Raw genomic sequence first — 16,130 nt, forward strand, 5'->3', positions numbered from 1 at the left:
TCGGTTACAGTCCTCCTTGTAACGCCCGAAGCGTTACATGGACGAGGAGGAATGGAACATGACGACGAGGCAGGCGCTGACGCGGGCCCGGCTGGACCGCGAGGAGGGATACCGGCTGCTCGGACTCCTGCAGGACGAGGCCACCCGGCAGGCCGTTCTCCCGGGTCTCGAGGAGGTCGCCCCGGGGTTTCCCGACTGGATCGTCACGGCTCTGTTCGGAGGCACCTATCTGCGCGAGGGACTGTCGCTGCGCGACCGGCAGCTCGTCAACCTCGCCGCCCTCACCGCTGTCGGCGGCGTCGACCCGCAACTGGCCGGTCACGTCACGACCGCGCTGCGCGTGGGGATGACCCGGCAGGAGATCGTCGAGGTGTTCGTGCATCTGGCCCCCTACATCGGCGTGCCCAGGGCGCTGGCCGGGCTCCGCGTGGCCGTCGCGGCGCTCGGCGACACGGAGCGGGAGGAGCGGCGATGACGGTGGCCGTCCGGACCGTGCTCGGAGACGTGCCACCGGAGGACCTGGGGGTCTGCGACGCCCACGATCATCTGTTCCTCGCCTCGCCGGCCCTGCCGGGTCAGGAACTGGACGACGCGGGGGCCGCGCTCGCCGAGCTCGACGCCTTCGCCGCTCTCGGCGGGCGTGCGGTGGTGCAGTGGACCCCCTGGGGACTGGGGCCGCGGGCGGAAGAGCTGCCGGGCCTGTCCCGGCGGTCCGGCGTGCACATCGTCTCCGCCACCGGCCTGCATCAGGCCAGGCACTACGACCCGGACCGGCTGCGGCGCGTGCACGGCGGGCTGACCGGCCTGTTCGTCCACGAGCTGACCGCCGCTCCCGTGAGAGCGGGCCTGATCAAGGTCGCCGGCGCCTATCACCGGCTCGACGACCACGCGCGGCACGTCATGGCCGCCGCGGCGGAGGCGCACCACGCCACCGGCGCGCCCATCGGTGTCCATCTGGAGGCCGGAACCGCGGCCATGGACGTGCTCGACCTGCTGTGCCGTACGCACGGGGTCGCCCCGCACCGCGTCATCCTCGGGCACCTGCACCGGTTCCCGGACACGCGCGTCCACCGGGAGGCCGCCGAGGCCGGCGCGTTCCTGGCGTTCGACGGCCCGTCGCGGGCGCACCACGGCGGCGACTGGCGCCTGCTGGACTGCCTGGAGGCGCTCGCCGGCGCGGGTCACTCCCGTCAGATCCTGCTCGGCGGCGACACGGTCACCGCGGCGGCCAGGTCCGGCGCCGACGGTCCGGGCATGCCGTTCCTGCTCGGCGGACTACGCCCGCGGATCAAGCGGGAGCTGGGCGATGACGTCGCATCCGCGATCTTCATCGGCAATCCGGCCCGCGCGTTCGCGACGGACTGGCGATCGTGATCGGTTCCAGCCGGGATCAGGCTTCTCCTTCCGGTGGGGCATGGACGTCTGGTGCGTCCAGCCCCTCACGGACCGGTTTCCGCCGCCGTGTTCCGATGCTCGCGCGGTGACATGCCGTAGGCGGCGCGGAAGGCCCGGCTGAAGGTCGCGGCGTCGGTGAAACCCCAGCGGGCGGCGATGCTCTGGACGGAACGAGAACCCTGCCGGGGATCGGCGAGGTCGCGGTGGCATCGTTCCAGCCGGCAACGGCGAATCCAGGACGCGACGGTGACGCCCTGGTCCTGGAAGATCTTGTACAGGTGCCGGACGGAGATCTGGTGTGCCGCGGCGATCGTTTCCGGAGTCAGGTCCGGGTCGCCGAGCCGCTGCCGGATGAAATCGTGAACAAGCGACAGGAGAGCCTGGTGCCGTGCTTCGGGCGACAGCAGCGCGGTGGTCTCGAACCGGTCGGCGCAGGTGGCCGCGATCAGATCGAGGGTGACGGTGGCGACCGCCTGCGCGTTGCGAGGCGTGAGGCCCTCCGCGTGTTCCGCCAGGTGCGTGAGATGCCCTGCCAGGACCCCGGTGATGCCGTGCTGGACGGGAATCGGCGTCGCCGCGAGCCGCCTGACCATGCCGGACCGCAGGCCGAGCGCCTCACGGGGAAACTGGACGATCAGCGAACGGGCCGGATCCTCGCCGGCTCCTCGCCACCCCTGATAGGGCACGGAGGAATCGATGAAGTAGAACTGCCCCGACTGGAAGGCGGCATCCCGTCCCCCCTGACTTATGCCGCCACCGCCGGTGAGGACGAGGTGCAGCTGGAAGACTTCCGGGTCCGACCGCCGGATGAGTTTCGCGGGCCGATTCGCCTGCAGTGTGTGGTGGCTCATCGCCGAGAAGTGAAAATCGCCGAAATTGACCACTCGGGCCGACGCGTCGAAGGAGGCGGGACGGTCCGTGGTCAACCATGTGCACACGAGCAGCGTCTGCGACATCGTCTCGCGCCAGGAGGCAAACCGATCCTGAACGGCCAGGTCCCTGGTGTGCCACTCGGTAACTCTCATGCCTGTCCTCGGCGAGCCGTCGCTGTGAGATGTGGTCACCATCATGATCGCGTGCCGCCGGGGGTGCCGCGGCGGCGCGTCGGCGGCTTCTCCCTGCGCGGGAGTGATCCAGAATAGGCTTCTGGTGTGACGGTCCATGAGGCCCGCATAGGGCGCTATTACGAGGACTTCGTGGTCGGCGACGTCTACCAGCATCCGCTCGGCCGGACGATCAGTGAGGCCGACAACACCTGGTTCACCCTGCTGACGATGAACACCAACCAGAACCATTTCAACGCGCACTTCGCCGCTCGGGCTCCGGTCGGGAAGATCATCGTGAACTCGGGGCTCTCGGTGGCGATCGTGCTCGGGTTGTCGGTCATCGACGTCAGCCAGACGGCCATGATGAACCTCGGCTGGGACGAGATCCGGCTGACCCATCCGGTCTTCGTGGGCGACACGCTCTACGCCGAGTCGATCGTGGCCGGCAAACGCGAGTCGAAGTCCCGGCCGTACGCCGGCATCGTCACCTGCCGCACGCGGGGCCTGAACCAGGACGGGGACGAGGTGATGTCGTGGCGTCGCGCGGTCATGGTCTACAAGCGCGACGCGCCCCACGACAAGGGGTATTTCCCGCGTGCCAAGACCGGCCCGATGGAGGCCTGATGGACTTCGAGTTGAACGAGGACCAGCGGCTGTTCCGGCGGACGCTGCGGGCGTTCGTGGACAAGGAGATCGTCCCCGTCGCCGCCGAGTGGGAGCGCACCGGGCGCTATCCCGAGGAGATCGTCCGGCGGTTCGCGCAACTGGGCCTGTTCGGCATCACCGTCCCTGAGGAGCACGGCGGGCTCGACCTCGACCGGGTGTCGTTCGCCCTCGTCTTCGAGGAGATCGCCCGGGGCTGGATGGGCGTGGCGGGGGTGCTCGGCTCCCACTCCCTGTCCACCTGGATGATCGCCAGATACGGCACCGACGAGCAGCGCCGCCACTATCTGCCCGACCTGGCGACCGGCGCCAGGCGCACCGGGATCGCGCTGACCGAGCCGGGCGCGGGCACCGACCTGCAGGGCATCGCCACCCGGGCGGTCCGCGACGGCGACCACTACGTCGTCACCGGAACCAAGACGTGGATCACCAACGCGCGGCACGCCGACCCGCTGCCCGTGCTGGTGAAGACCTCGGTCGAGACACCCGCCCACCGCGGGATGTCGGTGCTGCTGGTGGACGCCGGCAGCGAGGGGCTCACTGTCAGCCGTGACCTGCCCAAGCTCGGCTACAAGGGCACCGAGACGTGCGAGGTCGTCCTCGACGGCGTGCGCGTGCCGGCGTCGCGCCTGCTCGGCGACACGGAGGGGCGAGGCATGCAGCAGGTGCTGTCGGCGCTCGAACTCGGCCGCCTCAACATCGCCGCCCGGGCCGTGGGCGTCGCCCAGTGCGCCTACGACGCGGCCCTCGGCTACGCCCGCGAACGGCACGCGTTCGGGCAGCCGATCGCCGACTTTCAGGCAATCCAGCTCAAACTGGCCGACATGGCGACCGAGATCCAGGCGGCCAGGCTCATGACCTACTGGGCCGCCGTGCGGTCGGAGGCGGGACCGGTGCGCAGCGAGGCAGCGATGGCGAAGTACTTCGCCTCCGAGGTGGCGCTCAGGGCGACGATGGAGGCGATGCGGGTCCACGGCGGCTACGGCTACTCGCAGGAGTTCGTCGTCGAGCGTCTCTACCGCGACGCGCCGCTCATGGCGATCGGGGAGGGCACCAACGACGTGCAGCGGCTGATCATCGCCAAGGCCCTCATCGAGGGCGAGGCCCGGCTCGGATGGTGACCGTGGACGGCTGCGTGTTCTGCGAGATCGCGGCGGGGGAGCGGCCCGCCCACGTGGTGCTGGACGACGAGGTCGCGGCGGCCTTCCTCGACGCCCGGCCCGTGTTCAAGGGGCACGTCCTCGTCGTGCCGCGCGGCCACGTCGAGACCCTGCCGGACCTGCCGCCGGAGGCGGTCGGACCGTTCTTCGCCCGGGTCCAGGCCGTCGCGCGGGCGGTCGAGGCGGGCACCGGCGCGGCCGGCACGTTCGTCGCGATGAACAACCGGATCAGCCAGAGCGTGCCCCACCTGCACGTCCACGTCGTGCCGCGCAACCGCAAGGACGGCCTGCGCGGCTTCTTCTGGCCCCGCGTCAAGTACGACGGGGACGCCGAGATCGGGGACTACGCCGCCCGCATCCGCGCCGCGCTCGACGACCCTGCCACGGCCGGGCCCCGATGAGCCCTGCCCCGATGAGCCCTGCGCCGATGAGACGGGCCCGATGAGCCGGATTCGGTGTCGTCCGTAGCCGGGCGGCACCGCGCGCACCGGGCGGCTCGATCCCGGCATGCGACCGGGCCTCGATGCCCGCAACGCTCCCGCGAATCTACGTCGTAAAGGACGAGAGCATGGATTTCCTGCGCACCCCCGACGAGCGCTTCACCGGCCTGCCCGGCTTCCCCTGCGAACCCCGCTACGCCGAGGTGACCGGCGGCGCGCGGATGGCGTACGCCGAGGCGGGCCCGATCGACGGGCCGCCGGTGCTGCTGCTGCACGGCGAGCCGAGCTGGTCGTTCCTCTACCGGCACGTGATGGCCGTGCTCGCCGAGGCGGGCTGCCGGGCGATCGCCCCCGACCTGATCGGTTTCGGCCGGTCGGACAAGCCGGCCCGCCCGGAGGACCACACGTACGCCCGGCACGTGGAGTGGGTGCGGTCGCTCGCCTTCGACGCGCTCGGCCTGCGCGACGTGACGCTGGTGGGCCAGGACTGGGGCGGGCTGATCGGGCTGCGGCTCGTCGCCGAGCACACCGGCCGCTTCGCCCGGATTGTCGCGGCCAACACCGGGTTGCCGACCGGCGACTTCCCGATGCCAGAGGTGTGGCACCGCTTCCGGGAGGCCGTCGAGAAGGCGCCCGTGCTCGACGTCGCCCGGTTCGTCCAATCCGGCTGCGTCACCGAACTGCCCGAGCCCGTACGGCGGGCCTACGACGCGCCGTTCCCCTCGGAGGAGTTCAAGGCGGGGCCGCGGGCTATGCCCGGCCTGGTGCCGATCACCCCCGACGATCCGGCCGCTCCCGCCAACCGCGCCGCCTGGCAGACCCTCGTCACCCTCGACCTGCCGTTCCTCGTCGCGTTCTCCGACCGCGATCCCATCACCGGCGGGATGGCGCCGATCCTGAAGAAGAGCATGCGCGGCGCGGCCGGGCTCGACCACCCGGTCATCGCCGGCGCCGGTCACTTCCTCCAGGAGGACGCGGGCCGCGAGCTGGGCGAGGCGGTCGCCGCGTTCGTCCACAAGACGCCCGTCCGGTAGGCGCCGAGACCGTCACGCGCGGATCCGTCACCACTGCTTGTAGGGCTCCCACAGGATCGCGAGCACCGCCACGACCACGAGGGCGGTGAGCTGCATGATCACGATTCCCGTGCGTCCACGCCGCCTGGCGACGACCAGGCTGGCAATCATGATCGAGGCCATGACGGCGAACGAGCCGTACGCGACGGTGGAGCGGACAGCCATCTCCGCCCGCCACTGCGCGAAAGTGGGGTCCTCGCCCGAGCAGAACACCGTGCCGCCGTCGCACAGCACACCGCGGTCGCGCACCCAGTCGATGGCGCCCCCCGTCGCCATCAGCAGGGCGAGATCCACGATGAGAACTCCGACGGCCATGGTGACACGCTCGGCGGGGTCGCCCGTCTTCATGAGGACGAACCTAGAAGGCCCGCGGCTCCGACGCGCTCGCCCGACGTCCCGGCGCGCGGTGACGACCGTTCACCGCCGCGCCCGCGTTCGGGCGGCGGACGGGGGATAGGCTGCGGCGGCGTGGAACCGGTCGTCACCGCGCTCGTCGTCGCCGTCCTCGTCGCCGTGCCCGCGGTCGTGCTGTGGCGGGTGCTGCGCGGCCGTCGCGACCTCGGCAGCAGCCCCGCCGAGCGGGCGACGTTCGAGACCCTGCACACCGCTTCGCTGGCCGCGCCGCCGCTGCGCGCGGGGCTCACCCAGGCCGGCACGCTCAAGGCGTCGCGGCACCTGCGCGAGCTGCTCGGCTCCCCGGCCATCGCCATCACCAACGGCGAGGAACTGCTCGTCTACGACGGCGTGGGCGACCACCACGCGGCCGAGGCGTTCGACCACGCCGCGGAGACGCTGAAGGACGGCCGGACTCAGGTGCTCGCGCTCGACTGCACGCGGCCCGAATGCCCCATCAGGAACGCCGTCGTCGTCCCGCTCACGACCGACGACCGGGTCGTCGGCTCGCTGGCGGCGTACGGCGACCACGCCTCGGCCGGGCTCGTGCGGGCGGCGCAGGAGGTCGCGCGGTGGGTCGACTCGCAGCTGGAGCTGGCCGAGCTCGACCGCTCCCGGACGATGCTGATGGAGGCGGAGGTCCGGGCGCTGCGGGCGCAGATCTCGCCCCACTTCGTGTACAACTCGCTGACCACGATCGCGTCGTTCGTCCGCAGCGACCCCGAGCAGGCCAGGGAGCTGCTGCTGGAGTTCGCCGACTTCACCCGCTACTCCTTCCGGCGGCACGGCGACTTCACGACGCTGGCCGAGGAGCTGCGCTCGATCGACCGTTATCTCACGCTCGAACGGGCCAGGTTCGGCGACCAGCTCCAGGTCACGCTGCGCATCGCGCCGGAGGTGCTGCCCGTGGCCGTGCCGTTCCTGTGCCTGCAGCCGCTGGTGGAGAACGCCGTGCGGCACGGCCTGGAGGCCAAGCCGGGCGCGGGCCGCATCACGATCGTCGCCGAGGACGCGGGCGCGGAGTGCGGCATCACGGTCGAGGACGACGGCGTCGGCATGGACCCAGAACGGCTGCGGCGGGTGCTCGCCGGGGAGGACCGCTCGGGCGCGGGCGGCATCGGCGTCGCCAACGTGGACGAGCGGCTGCGGCAGGTCTACGGCGACGAGTATGGCCTCGTCGTGGAGACCGGCGAGGGCGCGGGCACCAAGGTCACCGTGCGGATCCCCAAATATCACCCCGGCGTCCAAACCTGAACCGAGAGCGTCCCCGGCGTCCGTGCCGTTCGAAAAGCTGTACGTATTTATTTGGTTACCGTTAGTGTTCACATCGGTCGGGCCGCTCCTTGCCCGGAGGTTTCCAAGCTCATGAGCGTGACGATCGAGTTCGGTCAGCACGGGACGCTCTACCCGTGGACCCGGGACGACACGCGTGACCTGCCGGAAGGGTTCCGGTACGAGATCGAGGACGGGAACCTCCTGGTCATGAAGTCTCCCGCGCCCGAGCACCAGTACGTCGCCTACCGGCTCATGCGCCTGCTAGATGACGCGGCCGAGGACGCCGGGCTGGATCTGATCACCATCGGCCCGGTCGACGTCGACGTCCCGGGGCCACTGCCCGGCTATCGCAGTCCCGATCTCGTCACCGTGCCGGGCGAGCTGGCCGAGGGTGGTTATGACCTGCTCAAGGGGCAGGACGTCCTGATCGCCGTCGAGATCACCGGAAAGGACGCGATCACCCGTGACATGATCACCAAGCGTGAGGTCTACGCGAGCATCGGCATCCCGTTCTACTGGGTGGTCCGCCTCGATCAGCCGGAGCCGCGCCTCATCGTCTTCGAGCTCGCCGCGGGCGAACACCGCCAGCGCCATGACGTGCGGATGGGCGAGCCGGTGACGCTCGACGAGCCGTTGCGGGTGACGCTCGACCCGGGGGCGCTGCTCCGCCGCCGTCCGGCCTGACCCCGGACTCGCCGCGATCCCAGCCGTGATGCGGTCGTGATGGGGAGGCGTTGACTTCCACACGTTCCGGTCATCACTCTCTTAGGGATCGGTCGGTGCGAGAGGGGTGATCGTGAGCGGTCTGCGGGTTCTGGCGGTGGACGACGAGCAACCCGCGCTGGAGGACGTCGCCTACCTGCTGCGCGCGGATCCCCGCATCGGCGACGTGCTCACCGCCCGCGACGGGGCCGCCGCGCTGCGACTGCTCGACCGCGCCATCGCGGACGGCAGGCCGGTGGACGCGGTCTTCCTCGACATCCGCATGCGCGGGCTCGACGGAGTGGTGCTGGGCCGGTTGCTGACCCAGTTCACCCGCCCGCCGAAGATCGTCTTTGTGACGGCGTACGAGGACCACGCCGTGGACGCCTTCGAGCTGAAGGCCGAAGACTACCTGCTCAAGCCCGTACGGCCGGAACGGCTGGCCGAGGCGATCCGCCGCGTGTGCGGCAGCCGGGGCGAGCAGGGGGAGGGGCCGCAGGCGGACACGATCCCGGTCGAGCTGGGCGGCGTCACCCGGTTCGTCGCGAGCACCGAGGTGCGGTATGTCGAGGCGCAGGGCGACTACGCGCGGCTGCACACGGCGACCGGCAGCCACCTGGTCCGCATCCCGCTGGCCACGCTGGAGGAGCGCTGGGCGTCGGCCGGCTTCCTGCGCGTGCACCGCAGCCATCTCGTCGCCGTCAAGCACATCGACGAGCTGCACATCGACTCGGGCAAGTGCGTGGTGCGCGTGGGGGACACCGAGATCCCGGTGAGCCGCCGCCATACCCGGGAGCTGCGCGACCTGCTCGTCCGCCGGGCCCGCAAGGGCCAGACCCGGTGAGCGGGCGGTGAGGGCGCGATGACCGGCAAGCCCCGCAGAGCGGCGGCGACCGGCGCGCGCGGACAGGGCGAGGGGGCGGCGCCGGCCGGGAAGCCCCGCAGGGTGACGGTGACCAGCCCGCGCACGGCGGCGGCCCGCAGGCCGCGGCACCCGCTCACCCGCGAGATCGACGAGCAGACCCGCCTCGGCGAGGTCTACATGCGCTCCCTGGTGCGCACGCAGTTTCGCCTGGCGTTGTTCGTGTGCACCCTGCTGGCCTGCGTCGTGGGCGGGCTGCCGCTGCTGTTCCTGCTGGCCCCGGAGCTGCGCGCGGCCGAGCTCGCCGGGCTGCCGCTGCCGTGGGTCGTGCTCGCGGGGCTGATCTACCCGGCGCTCGTCGGGGGCGCCTGGCTGTACGTGCGGCAGGCCGAGCGCAACGAGCGCGACTTCGCGGACCTCGTGGAACGCCGATGAGGACGGCGCGCGCGGGCCGAGACGGCGCGCGGACGAGAGCGACGTGCCGGTGAGCCAGATCGCGGCCGTCGTCCTGGTCATGCTGGCGACGGTCCTCATCGGCGCGTTCGGCATCCGGATGTCCCGCACCACGTCGGACTTCTACGTCGCCTCCCGCACGGTCTCGCCCCTGTGGAACGCCTCGGCGATCGGGGGTGAGTACCTGTCGGCGGCCTCCTTCCTCGGCATCGCGGGGCTGATCCTCACCTTCGGCGCGGACATGCTGTGGCTGCCGGTCGGCTGGACCGGCGGTTACCTCGTGCTGCTCGTGCTGGTGTCGGCGCCGCTGCGGCGATCGGGGGCCTACACCCTGCCCGACTTCGCGGAGGCGCGGCTGGAGTCGATGGCGGTGCGGCGGCTGTCGAGCGTGCTCGTCGTGCTGATCGGCTGGCTGTACCTCATGCCGCAGTTCCAGAGCGCCGGGCTGGTCTTCCGTACGATCACCGGGGCGCCGCCGTGGGCGGGCAGCCTGCTGGTGGCGGGGGTGGTCGCGACCAACGTGCTGTCGGGCGGCATGCGGTCGATCACCTTCGTCCAGGCGTTCCAGTATTGGCTGAAGCTGACCGCGCTGGCGGTGCCGCTGGCGTTCATGCTGGTGGCCTGGTGGTCGCACGGAAGGCCGGGGCTCGCCCCGGGCGACGCGTGGGCGCTGCCGCTGCACGGCCGCGAGCATCCCGTCTACGAGACGTACTCGCTGATCCTGGCGACGTTCCTCGGGACGATGGGACTGCCGCACGTGCTCGTCCGCTTCTACACCAACCCCGACGGCCGCGCCGCCCGCCGCACCACGCTCGTCGTGCTGACGCTGCTCGGCGCCTTCTACCTGATGCCCGCCGTGTACGGCTACCTCGGTCACGTCTACGGCATGCCGCAGAGCGACACCGTGGTCATCGCGCTGCCGGGGCGGCTGGTGAGCGGGCCGGTGGGCGAGTTCCTGACCGCGCTGGTGACCGCGGGGGCGTTCGCGGCGTTCCTGTCGACCTCGTCGGGACTGACGGTGTCGGTCGCCGGGGTGATCGCGCAGGACATCCTGCGCGGCGGGGTTCGCGCGTTCCGTGTCGCGACCGTGCTCGCGGTGCTCGTGCCGTTCGCGCTGGCCGGCGCGGCCCGGTCGCTGCCGGTGGCGACCGTCGTGGGGCTGGCGTTCGCCGTTGCCGCCTCGTCGTTCTGCCCGCTGCTCGTGCTCGGCATCTGGTGGCGCAGGCTGACGACGGCGGGCGCGCTGGCCGGGCTGCTGGCCGGGGGAGGGCTGGCCTGCGCGGCGGTCGTGGTCACGATCATCGGCGGGCCGCACACCGGCTGGGCGGGGTCGCTGCTGGCGGAGCCGGCGGCCTGGACGGTGCCCGTGTCGTTCACGGTCATGGTGGTGGTGTCGCTGCTGACGCCCTCGCGGGTGCCCCGCGGCGTGGCGCGTACGATGGTCCGCCTGCACACGCCGGAGACGCTGAACGTCGACCGCGGCGACTGGCGCCCCCGAGTCATGTAGTCCACGCGGTCCTGGTTTCGTCCGGCCGGCGTTCTCGTGCGGCCCGCGGTGCGGTGACGCGGTGATGTGACCGCTCGGCGCGAGCAACCGACCATTCGTCGCACGGATGCGCCATGTGAACGAGCGGCAGGTACGGCTGGGCGACATGGCGGGCATCGGGACTCGTCGGCGGACGCGCCGCGCTCCTACGTTGAAGTGATTCAGATCACTTGCCGAAGGAGATCTTGTGACCGTCCAGCATGATCCATCGGTTTACGAGCGTATACAGGCGGGTGAGCAGTTCCAGGAGCTGCGCCGCCGCTTCCGGTCCTGGGTCTTCCCCATGACCATCGCCTTCCTGGTGTGGTATCTGCTCTACGTGGTGCTGTCCGGCTTCGCCCGCGGCTTCATGGGCACCAAACTGTTCGGCAACATCAACGTCGCCCTCGTCTTCGGCGTGCTGCAGTTCGTGTCGACGTTCCTGATCGCCTGGGCGTACTCGCGGCACGCCGCGGCCAAGCTCGACCCGATCGCCGACGAGCTGCGTGGCGAGGCCGAGACCCGCGACGAGATCGGGGAGGGCGCCAAGTGAGCCACGAGACGCTGTCCACGATCCTCTTCCTGGTCTTCGTCGCCCTGACCCTGGGGATCACGTTCTGGGCCAGCCGCAACACCAAGAGCGCGGCGGACTTCTACGCCGGCGGCCGGTCGTTCAGCGGCCTGCAGAACGGCCTGGCGATCGGTGGCGACTACATGTCGGCCGCGTCGTTCCTCGGCATCGCCGGCATCATCGCGCTGTCGGGCTACGACGGCTTCCTCTACTCCATCGGCTTCCTCGTCGCCTGGCTGGTCGCGCTGCTGCTCGTCGCCGAGCTCATGCGCAACTCGGGCAAGTACACGATGGCCGACGTGCTGGCGTTCCGGATGTCGCCGCGCCCGGTCCGTACGGCGGCCGGCGTGTCCACGATCGTCGTCAGCATCTTCTACCTGCTCGCGCAGATGGTCGGCGCGGGCGCGCTCGTCGGCCTGCTGCTCGGCGTCCACTCCGAGGCCGGCAAGATCTGGACGATCATCGCCGTCGGCCTGCTGATGATCATTTATGTCGTGTTCGGCGGCATGAAGGGCACCACCTGGGTGCAGATCGTCAAGGCCGTCATGCTGATGGTCGGCGCCGCGCTGATCACCCTGCTCGTGCTCGGCAAGTTCGGCTTCAACCTGTCCGGGCTGCTCGGCGACGCCGCCGCCCAGAGCGGTAAGGGCGACAGCTTCCTCAACGCGGGCCTGAAGTACGGCACCGCCGCTCAGGGCACCTGGGGCAAGATCGACCTGATCAGCCTCGGCCTGGCCCTGGTGCTCGGCACCGCCGGCCTGCCGCACGTCCTCATCCGCTTCTACACGGTGCCGACCGCCAGGGACGCCCGCAAGTCGGTCCTGTGGGGCATCGGCATCATCGGCGTGTTCTACCTGCTGACGCTGGTGCTCGGCTTCGGCGCCGCCGCCCTCGTGGGCTCGAAGACGATCGCCTCGGCCGACAAGGCAGGCAACACTGCGGCCCCGCTGCTCGCCCAGAAGGTGGGTCAGGACATCTTCGGCGACGTCGGCGGCACGGTCCTGCTGGCGGTCATCGCGGCCGTCGCGTTCGCGACGATCCTCGCGGTGGTCGCGGGCCTGACCCTCGCCTCCTCCTCCAGCTTCGCCCACGACCTGTACGCCCACGTCTTCAAGCGGGGCACCGCCACCGAGCGCCAGGAGGTCGTGGTCGCCCGCGTCGCCGCGTTCGTGATCGGCGCGGTCGCGATCGCGCTGAGCATCTTCGCCCAGTCGCTCAACGTGGCGTTCCTCGTGTCGCTGGCCTTCGCGGTCGCCGCGTCGGGCAACCTGCCGGCGATCCTCTACAGCCTGTTCTGGAAGAGGTTCAACACCGCGGGCGCGGTCTCGGCCATCTATGGCGGCCTGGTCTCCGCCGTGGTGCTGGTGATCTTCTCGCCGGTCGTCTCGGGCGCGCCGACGGCGATGTTCCCCGACGCCGACTTCCACCTGATCCCGCTGTCGAACCCGGGCATCTTCTCGATCCCGATCGGCTTCCTGTGCGGCTACATCGGCACGGTCGTGAGCAAGGAGTACAACGCGTCGAAGTACGCCGAGATCGAGGTCCGTTCGCTCACCGGCCTCGGCGCCGAGCAGGCAACGGGCCACTGACGCCGGTTCCCGGCCCCACGTCGCCGGCCTCCCGGCGGTGCACCCACCGCCGCCGGGAAGCCGGCGCCCCCGTACGCCCGCCCGCCGGTCACCGCCGGCGGGCGGGCGTATGCGTGCCCTGTCCCTCGCGTCATGGTGTTGGGGCGCCCACTCTGGTTATGGTTCGGACCGTGGACAGCCCTCTCCAGACCGCCAAGGCGTGGTCGCGCTCGCGGAGAAGGGGGCAGCCGCCCGACGGCGACGCCCGCACCCGCATCCTCGACGCCGCCGAGGAACTGTTCTCCGGCGGCGGCTACGAGGCCACGCCGACCGCGCGCATCGCCGAACTCGCCGGCGTGCCCAAGGGCCTGGTCTTCCACTACTTCCCCCGCAAGATCGACGTACTGATCTCGCTGGTGGACGAGCGCACCGTGGTGGTCGAGGAGGAGATCGAGGCGGTCCCCGGCGACGCGGCCGGCGCGCTGTCGCGGCTCGCCCGCGGGCTGCCGCTGCACGCGTCGCCCGCGATGCGGCGCATCCTGTTCCGGGAGGCCGACACCCACCTGTCCGTACGGGAGCGGCTGGGCCGGTTGAACGCCGAGATCATCCGCAGGGCCAGGTTCGCCCTGGAGCTCGCCCTGCCGGGCGGGCGAGGCGACGCCGCCCGGCTGGAGGCCGCCGCCGCGACGTTCGCCGCGGTGCTGCTGTACCAGGAGAGCATCTGCCTGCTCACCGGCCACCACATCGACCCCGACGCGGTCGCGGAACTGATCGCCCGAGCCCTGGGGTGACCCGGCCTGACCACGTCAGACCGGAACTCCCGGGGAGGGGCGATCGGGTGCCTCCGTAGTGCACGCGACGTCCTCACCTCCCGTCATCACCGGCAGAGCGGACAACCAGCGCCTGAACTCGCGCCGGCTCTGAATACTGAGGCGTACCTCTGTCCAAGTGGTCACTTCGCCGCTCAGCCGTGCAAGTTGCGGCGGAGGAAGGTGTGCCAGGTCTGCTCGAACGAGTGGGCCAGGGTCGACGTGGCCGCGAAGCGGTCCCAGGCGTGGAACGCCCGAGCGTAGAGGTGCAGGTCGACCGGCACACCGGCGGCGGTCAGCCGGCGGGCGAAGTCGATGCCCTCGTTCCGCAGCAAATCGAACTGAGCGACGGCGACGAATGTGTCCGGCAGGTCGGCGAGGTTTGTGGCCCGGCCGGGCGCGGAGTACGGGTGCACGTCGTCCGTGCCCAACCGGTCGCCCAGGACCGCGGCCCACGCGAGCCGGATGTCCGGACGGGCGAAGACCACCTCGGAGATGGCCTCGAAGCTCGACGGCGTCTCCAGGCGGTCGTCGAGCATCGGGTAGAGCAGGGACAGCGAGCACGGCCGTACAGCCTGCCGGTCGCGCACCATGAGCGCGGTGGCCGCGGCGGGTGCTCCGCCGCCGCTGGCACCGGCGAGTCCGATCCGGTGCGGGTCGATCCGGTGCTCGACAGCGTGCTCGGTGAGGTGGGTGTAGGCGAGGTAGCCGTCCTCGGCGGCACCGGGAGCCGGGGTCTCCGGGGCGAGCCGGTAGGCAACGGCGGCCAGGACGCAGTCGAGGTGCAGGGCCAGAGCGGAGTGGTAGGCGTCGTCGTCGCGGGCGTTGTCGCCGAGGACTTGGGCTCCGGCGTGGAACCAGACCAGGGCGGGGAGGGCGTGCTCGGCACCGGCTGGGCGATAGAGGACCACCTCGAGTTCGGTCCGATCGGCTCGGGGGATGCGCAGCGTCTCGATCGTGACCCGCGGGTCCGCCGAGGTCGGGGCCGACTGGGCGCGGGCCGCGCGCAATCGCGCACGCAGGCCCGGGATGTCGGAGAGTTCGAGCAGGGTGCCGTTCGCGGCCTTAGGCATCGCGGCGAACGCGGCGGCGAGTTCCGGGTCGAGCGCGTCGATGGTTCCGGGCATGGGAGGTCCTTTCAGAACAGAGAGGGCTGGCCGCTGCCGGCCGTGATGCCGCCGTCGACGGGCAGGATGGCGCCCGTGATGAAACGGGCGTCGTCTGAGGCCAGGAAGCTGACCGCGGCGGCGACGTCGGCCGGGGTGCTGAACCCGGCGAGTGCCCGGCGCTGGTTGAAGCGTTCGATCAGGTCGGCGTGCCTCGTCGCCAGTTCTTCCGGTCCGGTCAGTGACGGGGCGACGGTGTTCACCCGGAGGCCGAGGCGATCTGGACGACGCTGCCGCGGCTGTCCTTCAGGTATGGCAGCGCCGCCTGCGCGCCGAAGAAGCAACTGTCGACGTCAATGCACATGACCAGCCGCCAGTCCGCCAGCGTCGTCTCCGCGAACTCCTTGCCGAGGCCGACGCCGGCGTTGGAGACCAGGACGTCGATGCCGCCGAACCGGGCGGCGCCGGCGTCGATCATCGCCTGTACCTCGTCCTGGCTGGTGACGTCGGTAGCGATCGGGAGCGCGCGGTGGGTGCCGAACTCGGCCGCGAGGGCCTCCAACCGGTCCTTGCGCCGCGCGGCGAGGAGCCGCCCGTGCCGGGGTCACCGAGCGGACCTTTTTCCGCCACTTCGCCGACAAACGTGAGGTCTTCTTCGACGGCGAGGCGCAGCTGCGGGACCTGCTGACGGGCGCGGTCGCAGCAGTGCCGGCCGGCACGAAACCACTGCCCACCCTGCGGGCCGCGTTCCACCAGACCGTGCCGCTGATCGAACGCAACCTCCCCATCACCCAGCGGCGGGCGCCGGTCATCGCCGCCACGCCGGCCCTGCAGGAACGGGCGCTGGCCAAGAGCGCGGCCCTCGTCGCCGCGCTCACCGACGCCCTCCGGGCCCGCGGCGTCGCCGAGCCGCTCGCGGCCCTGTGTGCCCAGGTGGGCATGGACGCCTACTCGATCGCCATCCGTCGGTGGGGAGCCGGCCGCTCCGACGACCTGCACACCCACCTCGACCGGACCTTCACCGATCTACGGCTCGCCGCAAACGCCCTGAAGTGACCGGCCTAGCTTCCTCGCGTGTCGATGGCATCG

18 protein-coding genes and 1 pseudogene are annotated in these 16,130 nt (G+C 71.2%); 15 read left to right on the forward strand and 4 right to left on the reverse strand.

Annotation, left to right across the window (positions count from 1 at the left end):
* The first annotated feature begins 58 nt into the window (after positions 1–58).
* Entirely contained in the window at positions 59–475 is a 417-nt protein-coding gene (locus AB0O28_RS11920; protein ID WP_363639077.1) for a carboxymuconolactone decarboxylase family protein, read from the forward strand.
* Positions 472–1,374, forward strand: coding sequence for a hypothetical protein (locus tag AB0O28_RS11925; RefSeq protein ID WP_363639079.1), 903 nt, complete (start codon positions 472–474; stop codon positions 1,372–1,374). The genes AB0O28_RS11920 and AB0O28_RS11925 overlap by 4 nt, the downstream gene beginning before the upstream one ends.
* 65 nt (positions 1,375–1,439) lie before the next feature.
* Here the strand turns inward: AB0O28_RS11925 and AB0O28_RS11930 are convergent, their stop codons facing one another.
* Positions 1,440–2,615 (reverse strand): helix-turn-helix domain-containing protein, encoded by a 1,176-nt coding sequence (locus AB0O28_RS11930; RefSeq protein ID WP_363639082.1) that lies wholly within the window; start codon positions 2,613–2,615, stop codon positions 1,440–1,442.
* Between AB0O28_RS11930 and AB0O28_RS11935 the strand changes: the two genes are divergently transcribed.
* The 4 genes from AB0O28_RS11935 to AB0O28_RS11950 all read left to right on the forward strand — a co-directional run bounded on the left by AB0O28_RS11935 (position 2,592) and on the right by AB0O28_RS11950 (position 5,738).
* Positions 2,592–3,065: a MaoC family dehydratase gene (locus AB0O28_RS11935; RefSeq protein ID WP_363639084.1), complete on the forward strand. Its 474-nt coding sequence runs from the start codon at positions 2,592–2,594 to the stop codon at positions 3,063–3,065. The two genes, AB0O28_RS11930 and AB0O28_RS11935, sit on opposite strands and share 24 nt — an antisense overlap.
* Positions 3,065–4,225, forward strand: a complete 1,161-nt coding sequence (locus AB0O28_RS11940; protein ID WP_363639086.1) for an acyl-CoA dehydrogenase family protein — start codon at positions 3,065–3,067, stop codon at positions 4,223–4,225. Before AB0O28_RS11935 ends, AB0O28_RS11940 begins: the two co-directional genes overlap by 1 nt.
* 2 nt (positions 4,226–4,227) lie before the next feature.
* A complete protein-coding gene (locus tag AB0O28_RS11945; RefSeq protein ID WP_363639088.1) occupies positions 4,228–4,665 on the forward strand; it encodes an HIT family protein in 438 nt (145 codons plus the stop codon).
* A 167-nt stretch (positions 4,666–4,832) separates the two neighbouring features.
* Positions 4,833–5,738: a haloalkane dehalogenase gene (locus AB0O28_RS11950; RefSeq protein WP_363639090.1), complete on the forward strand. Its 906-nt coding sequence runs from the start codon at positions 4,833–4,835 to the stop codon at positions 5,736–5,738.
* Positions 5,739–5,765: 27 nt separating this feature from the next.
* Here AB0O28_RS11950 and AB0O28_RS11955 read toward each other — a convergent pair whose 3' ends face one another.
* On the reverse strand, positions 5,766–6,125 hold the full coding sequence (locus AB0O28_RS11955; protein WP_363639092.1) for a hypothetical protein: 360 nt from the start codon (positions 6,123–6,125) through the stop codon (positions 5,766–5,768).
* Positions 6,126–6,245: 120 nt separating this feature from the next.
* Between AB0O28_RS11955 and AB0O28_RS11960 the strand changes: the two genes are divergently transcribed.
* The 8 genes from AB0O28_RS11960 to AB0O28_RS11995 all read left to right on the forward strand — a co-directional run bounded on the left by AB0O28_RS11960 (position 6,246) and on the right by AB0O28_RS11995 (position 13,917).
* Entirely contained in the window at positions 6,246–7,424 is a 1,179-nt protein-coding gene (locus AB0O28_RS11960) for a histidine kinase (protein ID WP_363639094.1), read from the forward strand.
* 111 nt (positions 7,425–7,535) lie between these two features.
* The gene (locus AB0O28_RS11965; RefSeq protein ID WP_363639096.1) at positions 7,536–8,129 is read left to right on the forward strand and encodes a Uma2 family endonuclease; all 594 of its coding nucleotides are present in this window, start codon (positions 7,536–7,538) and stop codon (positions 8,127–8,129) included.
* Positions 8,130–8,241: 112 nt separating this feature from the next.
* Positions 8,242–8,991 (forward strand): LytTR family DNA-binding domain-containing protein, encoded by a 750-nt coding sequence (locus AB0O28_RS11970; protein ID WP_363639098.1) that lies wholly within the window; start codon positions 8,242–8,244, stop codon positions 8,989–8,991.
* 18 nt (positions 8,992–9,009) lie between these two features.
* Positions 9,010–9,444 carry a hypothetical protein gene (locus AB0O28_RS11975; RefSeq protein WP_363639100.1) on the forward strand — a complete coding sequence of 145 codons (435 nt, stop codon included), beginning with the start codon at positions 9,010–9,012 and terminating at the stop codon, positions 9,442–9,444.
* Between the two features lie 43 nt (positions 9,445–9,487).
* Positions 9,488–10,969 (forward strand): cation acetate symporter, encoded by a 1,482-nt coding sequence (locus tag AB0O28_RS11980; RefSeq protein WP_363639102.1) that lies wholly within the window; start codon positions 9,488–9,490, stop codon positions 10,967–10,969.
* A 226-nt stretch (positions 10,970–11,195) separates the two neighbouring features.
* Positions 11,196–11,540 (forward strand): DUF485 domain-containing protein, encoded by a 345-nt coding sequence (locus AB0O28_RS11985; protein ID WP_363639104.1) that lies wholly within the window; start codon positions 11,196–11,198, stop codon positions 11,538–11,540.
* A complete protein-coding gene (locus AB0O28_RS11990; protein WP_363639106.1) occupies positions 11,537–13,147 on the forward strand; it encodes a cation acetate symporter in 1,611 nt (536 codons plus the stop codon). The genes AB0O28_RS11985 and AB0O28_RS11990 overlap by 4 nt, the downstream gene beginning before the upstream one ends.
* A gap of 170 nt (positions 13,148–13,317) precedes the next feature.
* Complete coding sequence (locus AB0O28_RS11995) at positions 13,318–13,917, forward strand: helix-turn-helix domain-containing protein (protein ID WP_363639108.1); 600 nt, start codon at positions 13,318–13,320, stop codon at positions 13,915–13,917.
* Between the two features lie 173 nt (positions 13,918–14,090).
* Here AB0O28_RS11995 and AB0O28_RS12000 read toward each other — a convergent pair whose 3' ends face one another.
* Entirely contained in the window at positions 14,091–15,062 is a 972-nt protein-coding gene (locus AB0O28_RS12000; protein WP_363639110.1) for an alpha/beta hydrolase fold domain-containing protein, read from the reverse strand.
* A gap of 11 nt (positions 15,063–15,073) precedes the next feature.
* A pseudogene (locus tag AB0O28_RS12005) lies at positions 15,074–15,603 on the reverse strand (SDR family oxidoreductase).
* Between the two features lie 143 nt (positions 15,604–15,746).
* Between AB0O28_RS12005 and AB0O28_RS12010 the strand changes: the two are divergent.
* Positions 15,747–16,097, forward strand: coding sequence for a hypothetical protein (locus AB0O28_RS12010; protein WP_363639112.1), 351 nt, complete (start codon positions 15,747–15,749; stop codon positions 16,095–16,097).
* The last annotated feature ends 33 nt before the right edge of the window (positions 16,098–16,130 follow it).

Origin of the sequence: Microbispora sp. NPDC088329 (genome assembly GCF_040685655.1) — a bacterium.
Classification (GTDB): Bacteria; Actinomycetota; Actinomycetes; order Streptosporangiales; family Streptosporangiaceae; genus Microbispora.

What these genes read in the sequence shown, in the direction of transcription:
- AB0O28_RS11920 (WP_363639077.1), top strand. Translation starts at nt 59, where the DNA reads ATGACGACGAGGCAGGCGCTGACGCGGGCCCGGCTGGACCGCGAGGAG.
- AB0O28_RS11940 (WP_363639086.1), top strand. Translation starts at nt 3,065, where the DNA reads ATGGACTTCGAGTTGAACGAGGACCAGCGGCTGTTCCGGCGGACGCTG.
- AB0O28_RS11955 (WP_363639092.1), bottom strand. Translation starts at nt 6,125, where the DNA reads ATGAAGACGGGCGACCCCGCCGAGCGTGTCACCATGGCCGTCGGAGTT.
- AB0O28_RS12000 (WP_363639110.1), bottom strand. Translation starts at nt 15,062, where the DNA reads ATGCCCGGAACCATCGACGCGCTCGACCCGGAACTCGCCGCCGCGTTC.
- AB0O28_RS11930 (WP_363639082.1), bottom strand. Translation starts at nt 2,615, where the DNA reads ATGCTGGTAGACGTCGCCGACCACGAAGTCCTCGTAATAGCGCCCTAT.
- AB0O28_RS11965 (WP_363639096.1), top strand. Translation starts at nt 7,536, where the DNA reads ATGAGCGTGACGATCGAGTTCGGTCAGCACGGGACGCTCTACCCGTGG.
- AB0O28_RS11925 (WP_363639079.1), top strand. Translation starts at nt 472, where the DNA reads ATGACGGTGGCCGTCCGGACCGTGCTCGGAGACGTGCCACCGGAGGAC.
- AB0O28_RS11975 (WP_363639100.1), top strand. Translation starts at nt 9,010, where the DNA reads ATGACCGGCAAGCCCCGCAGAGCGGCGGCGACCGGCGCGCGCGGACAG.
- AB0O28_RS11950 (WP_363639090.1), top strand. Translation starts at nt 4,833, where the DNA reads ATGGATTTCCTGCGCACCCCCGACGAGCGCTTCACCGGCCTGCCCGGC.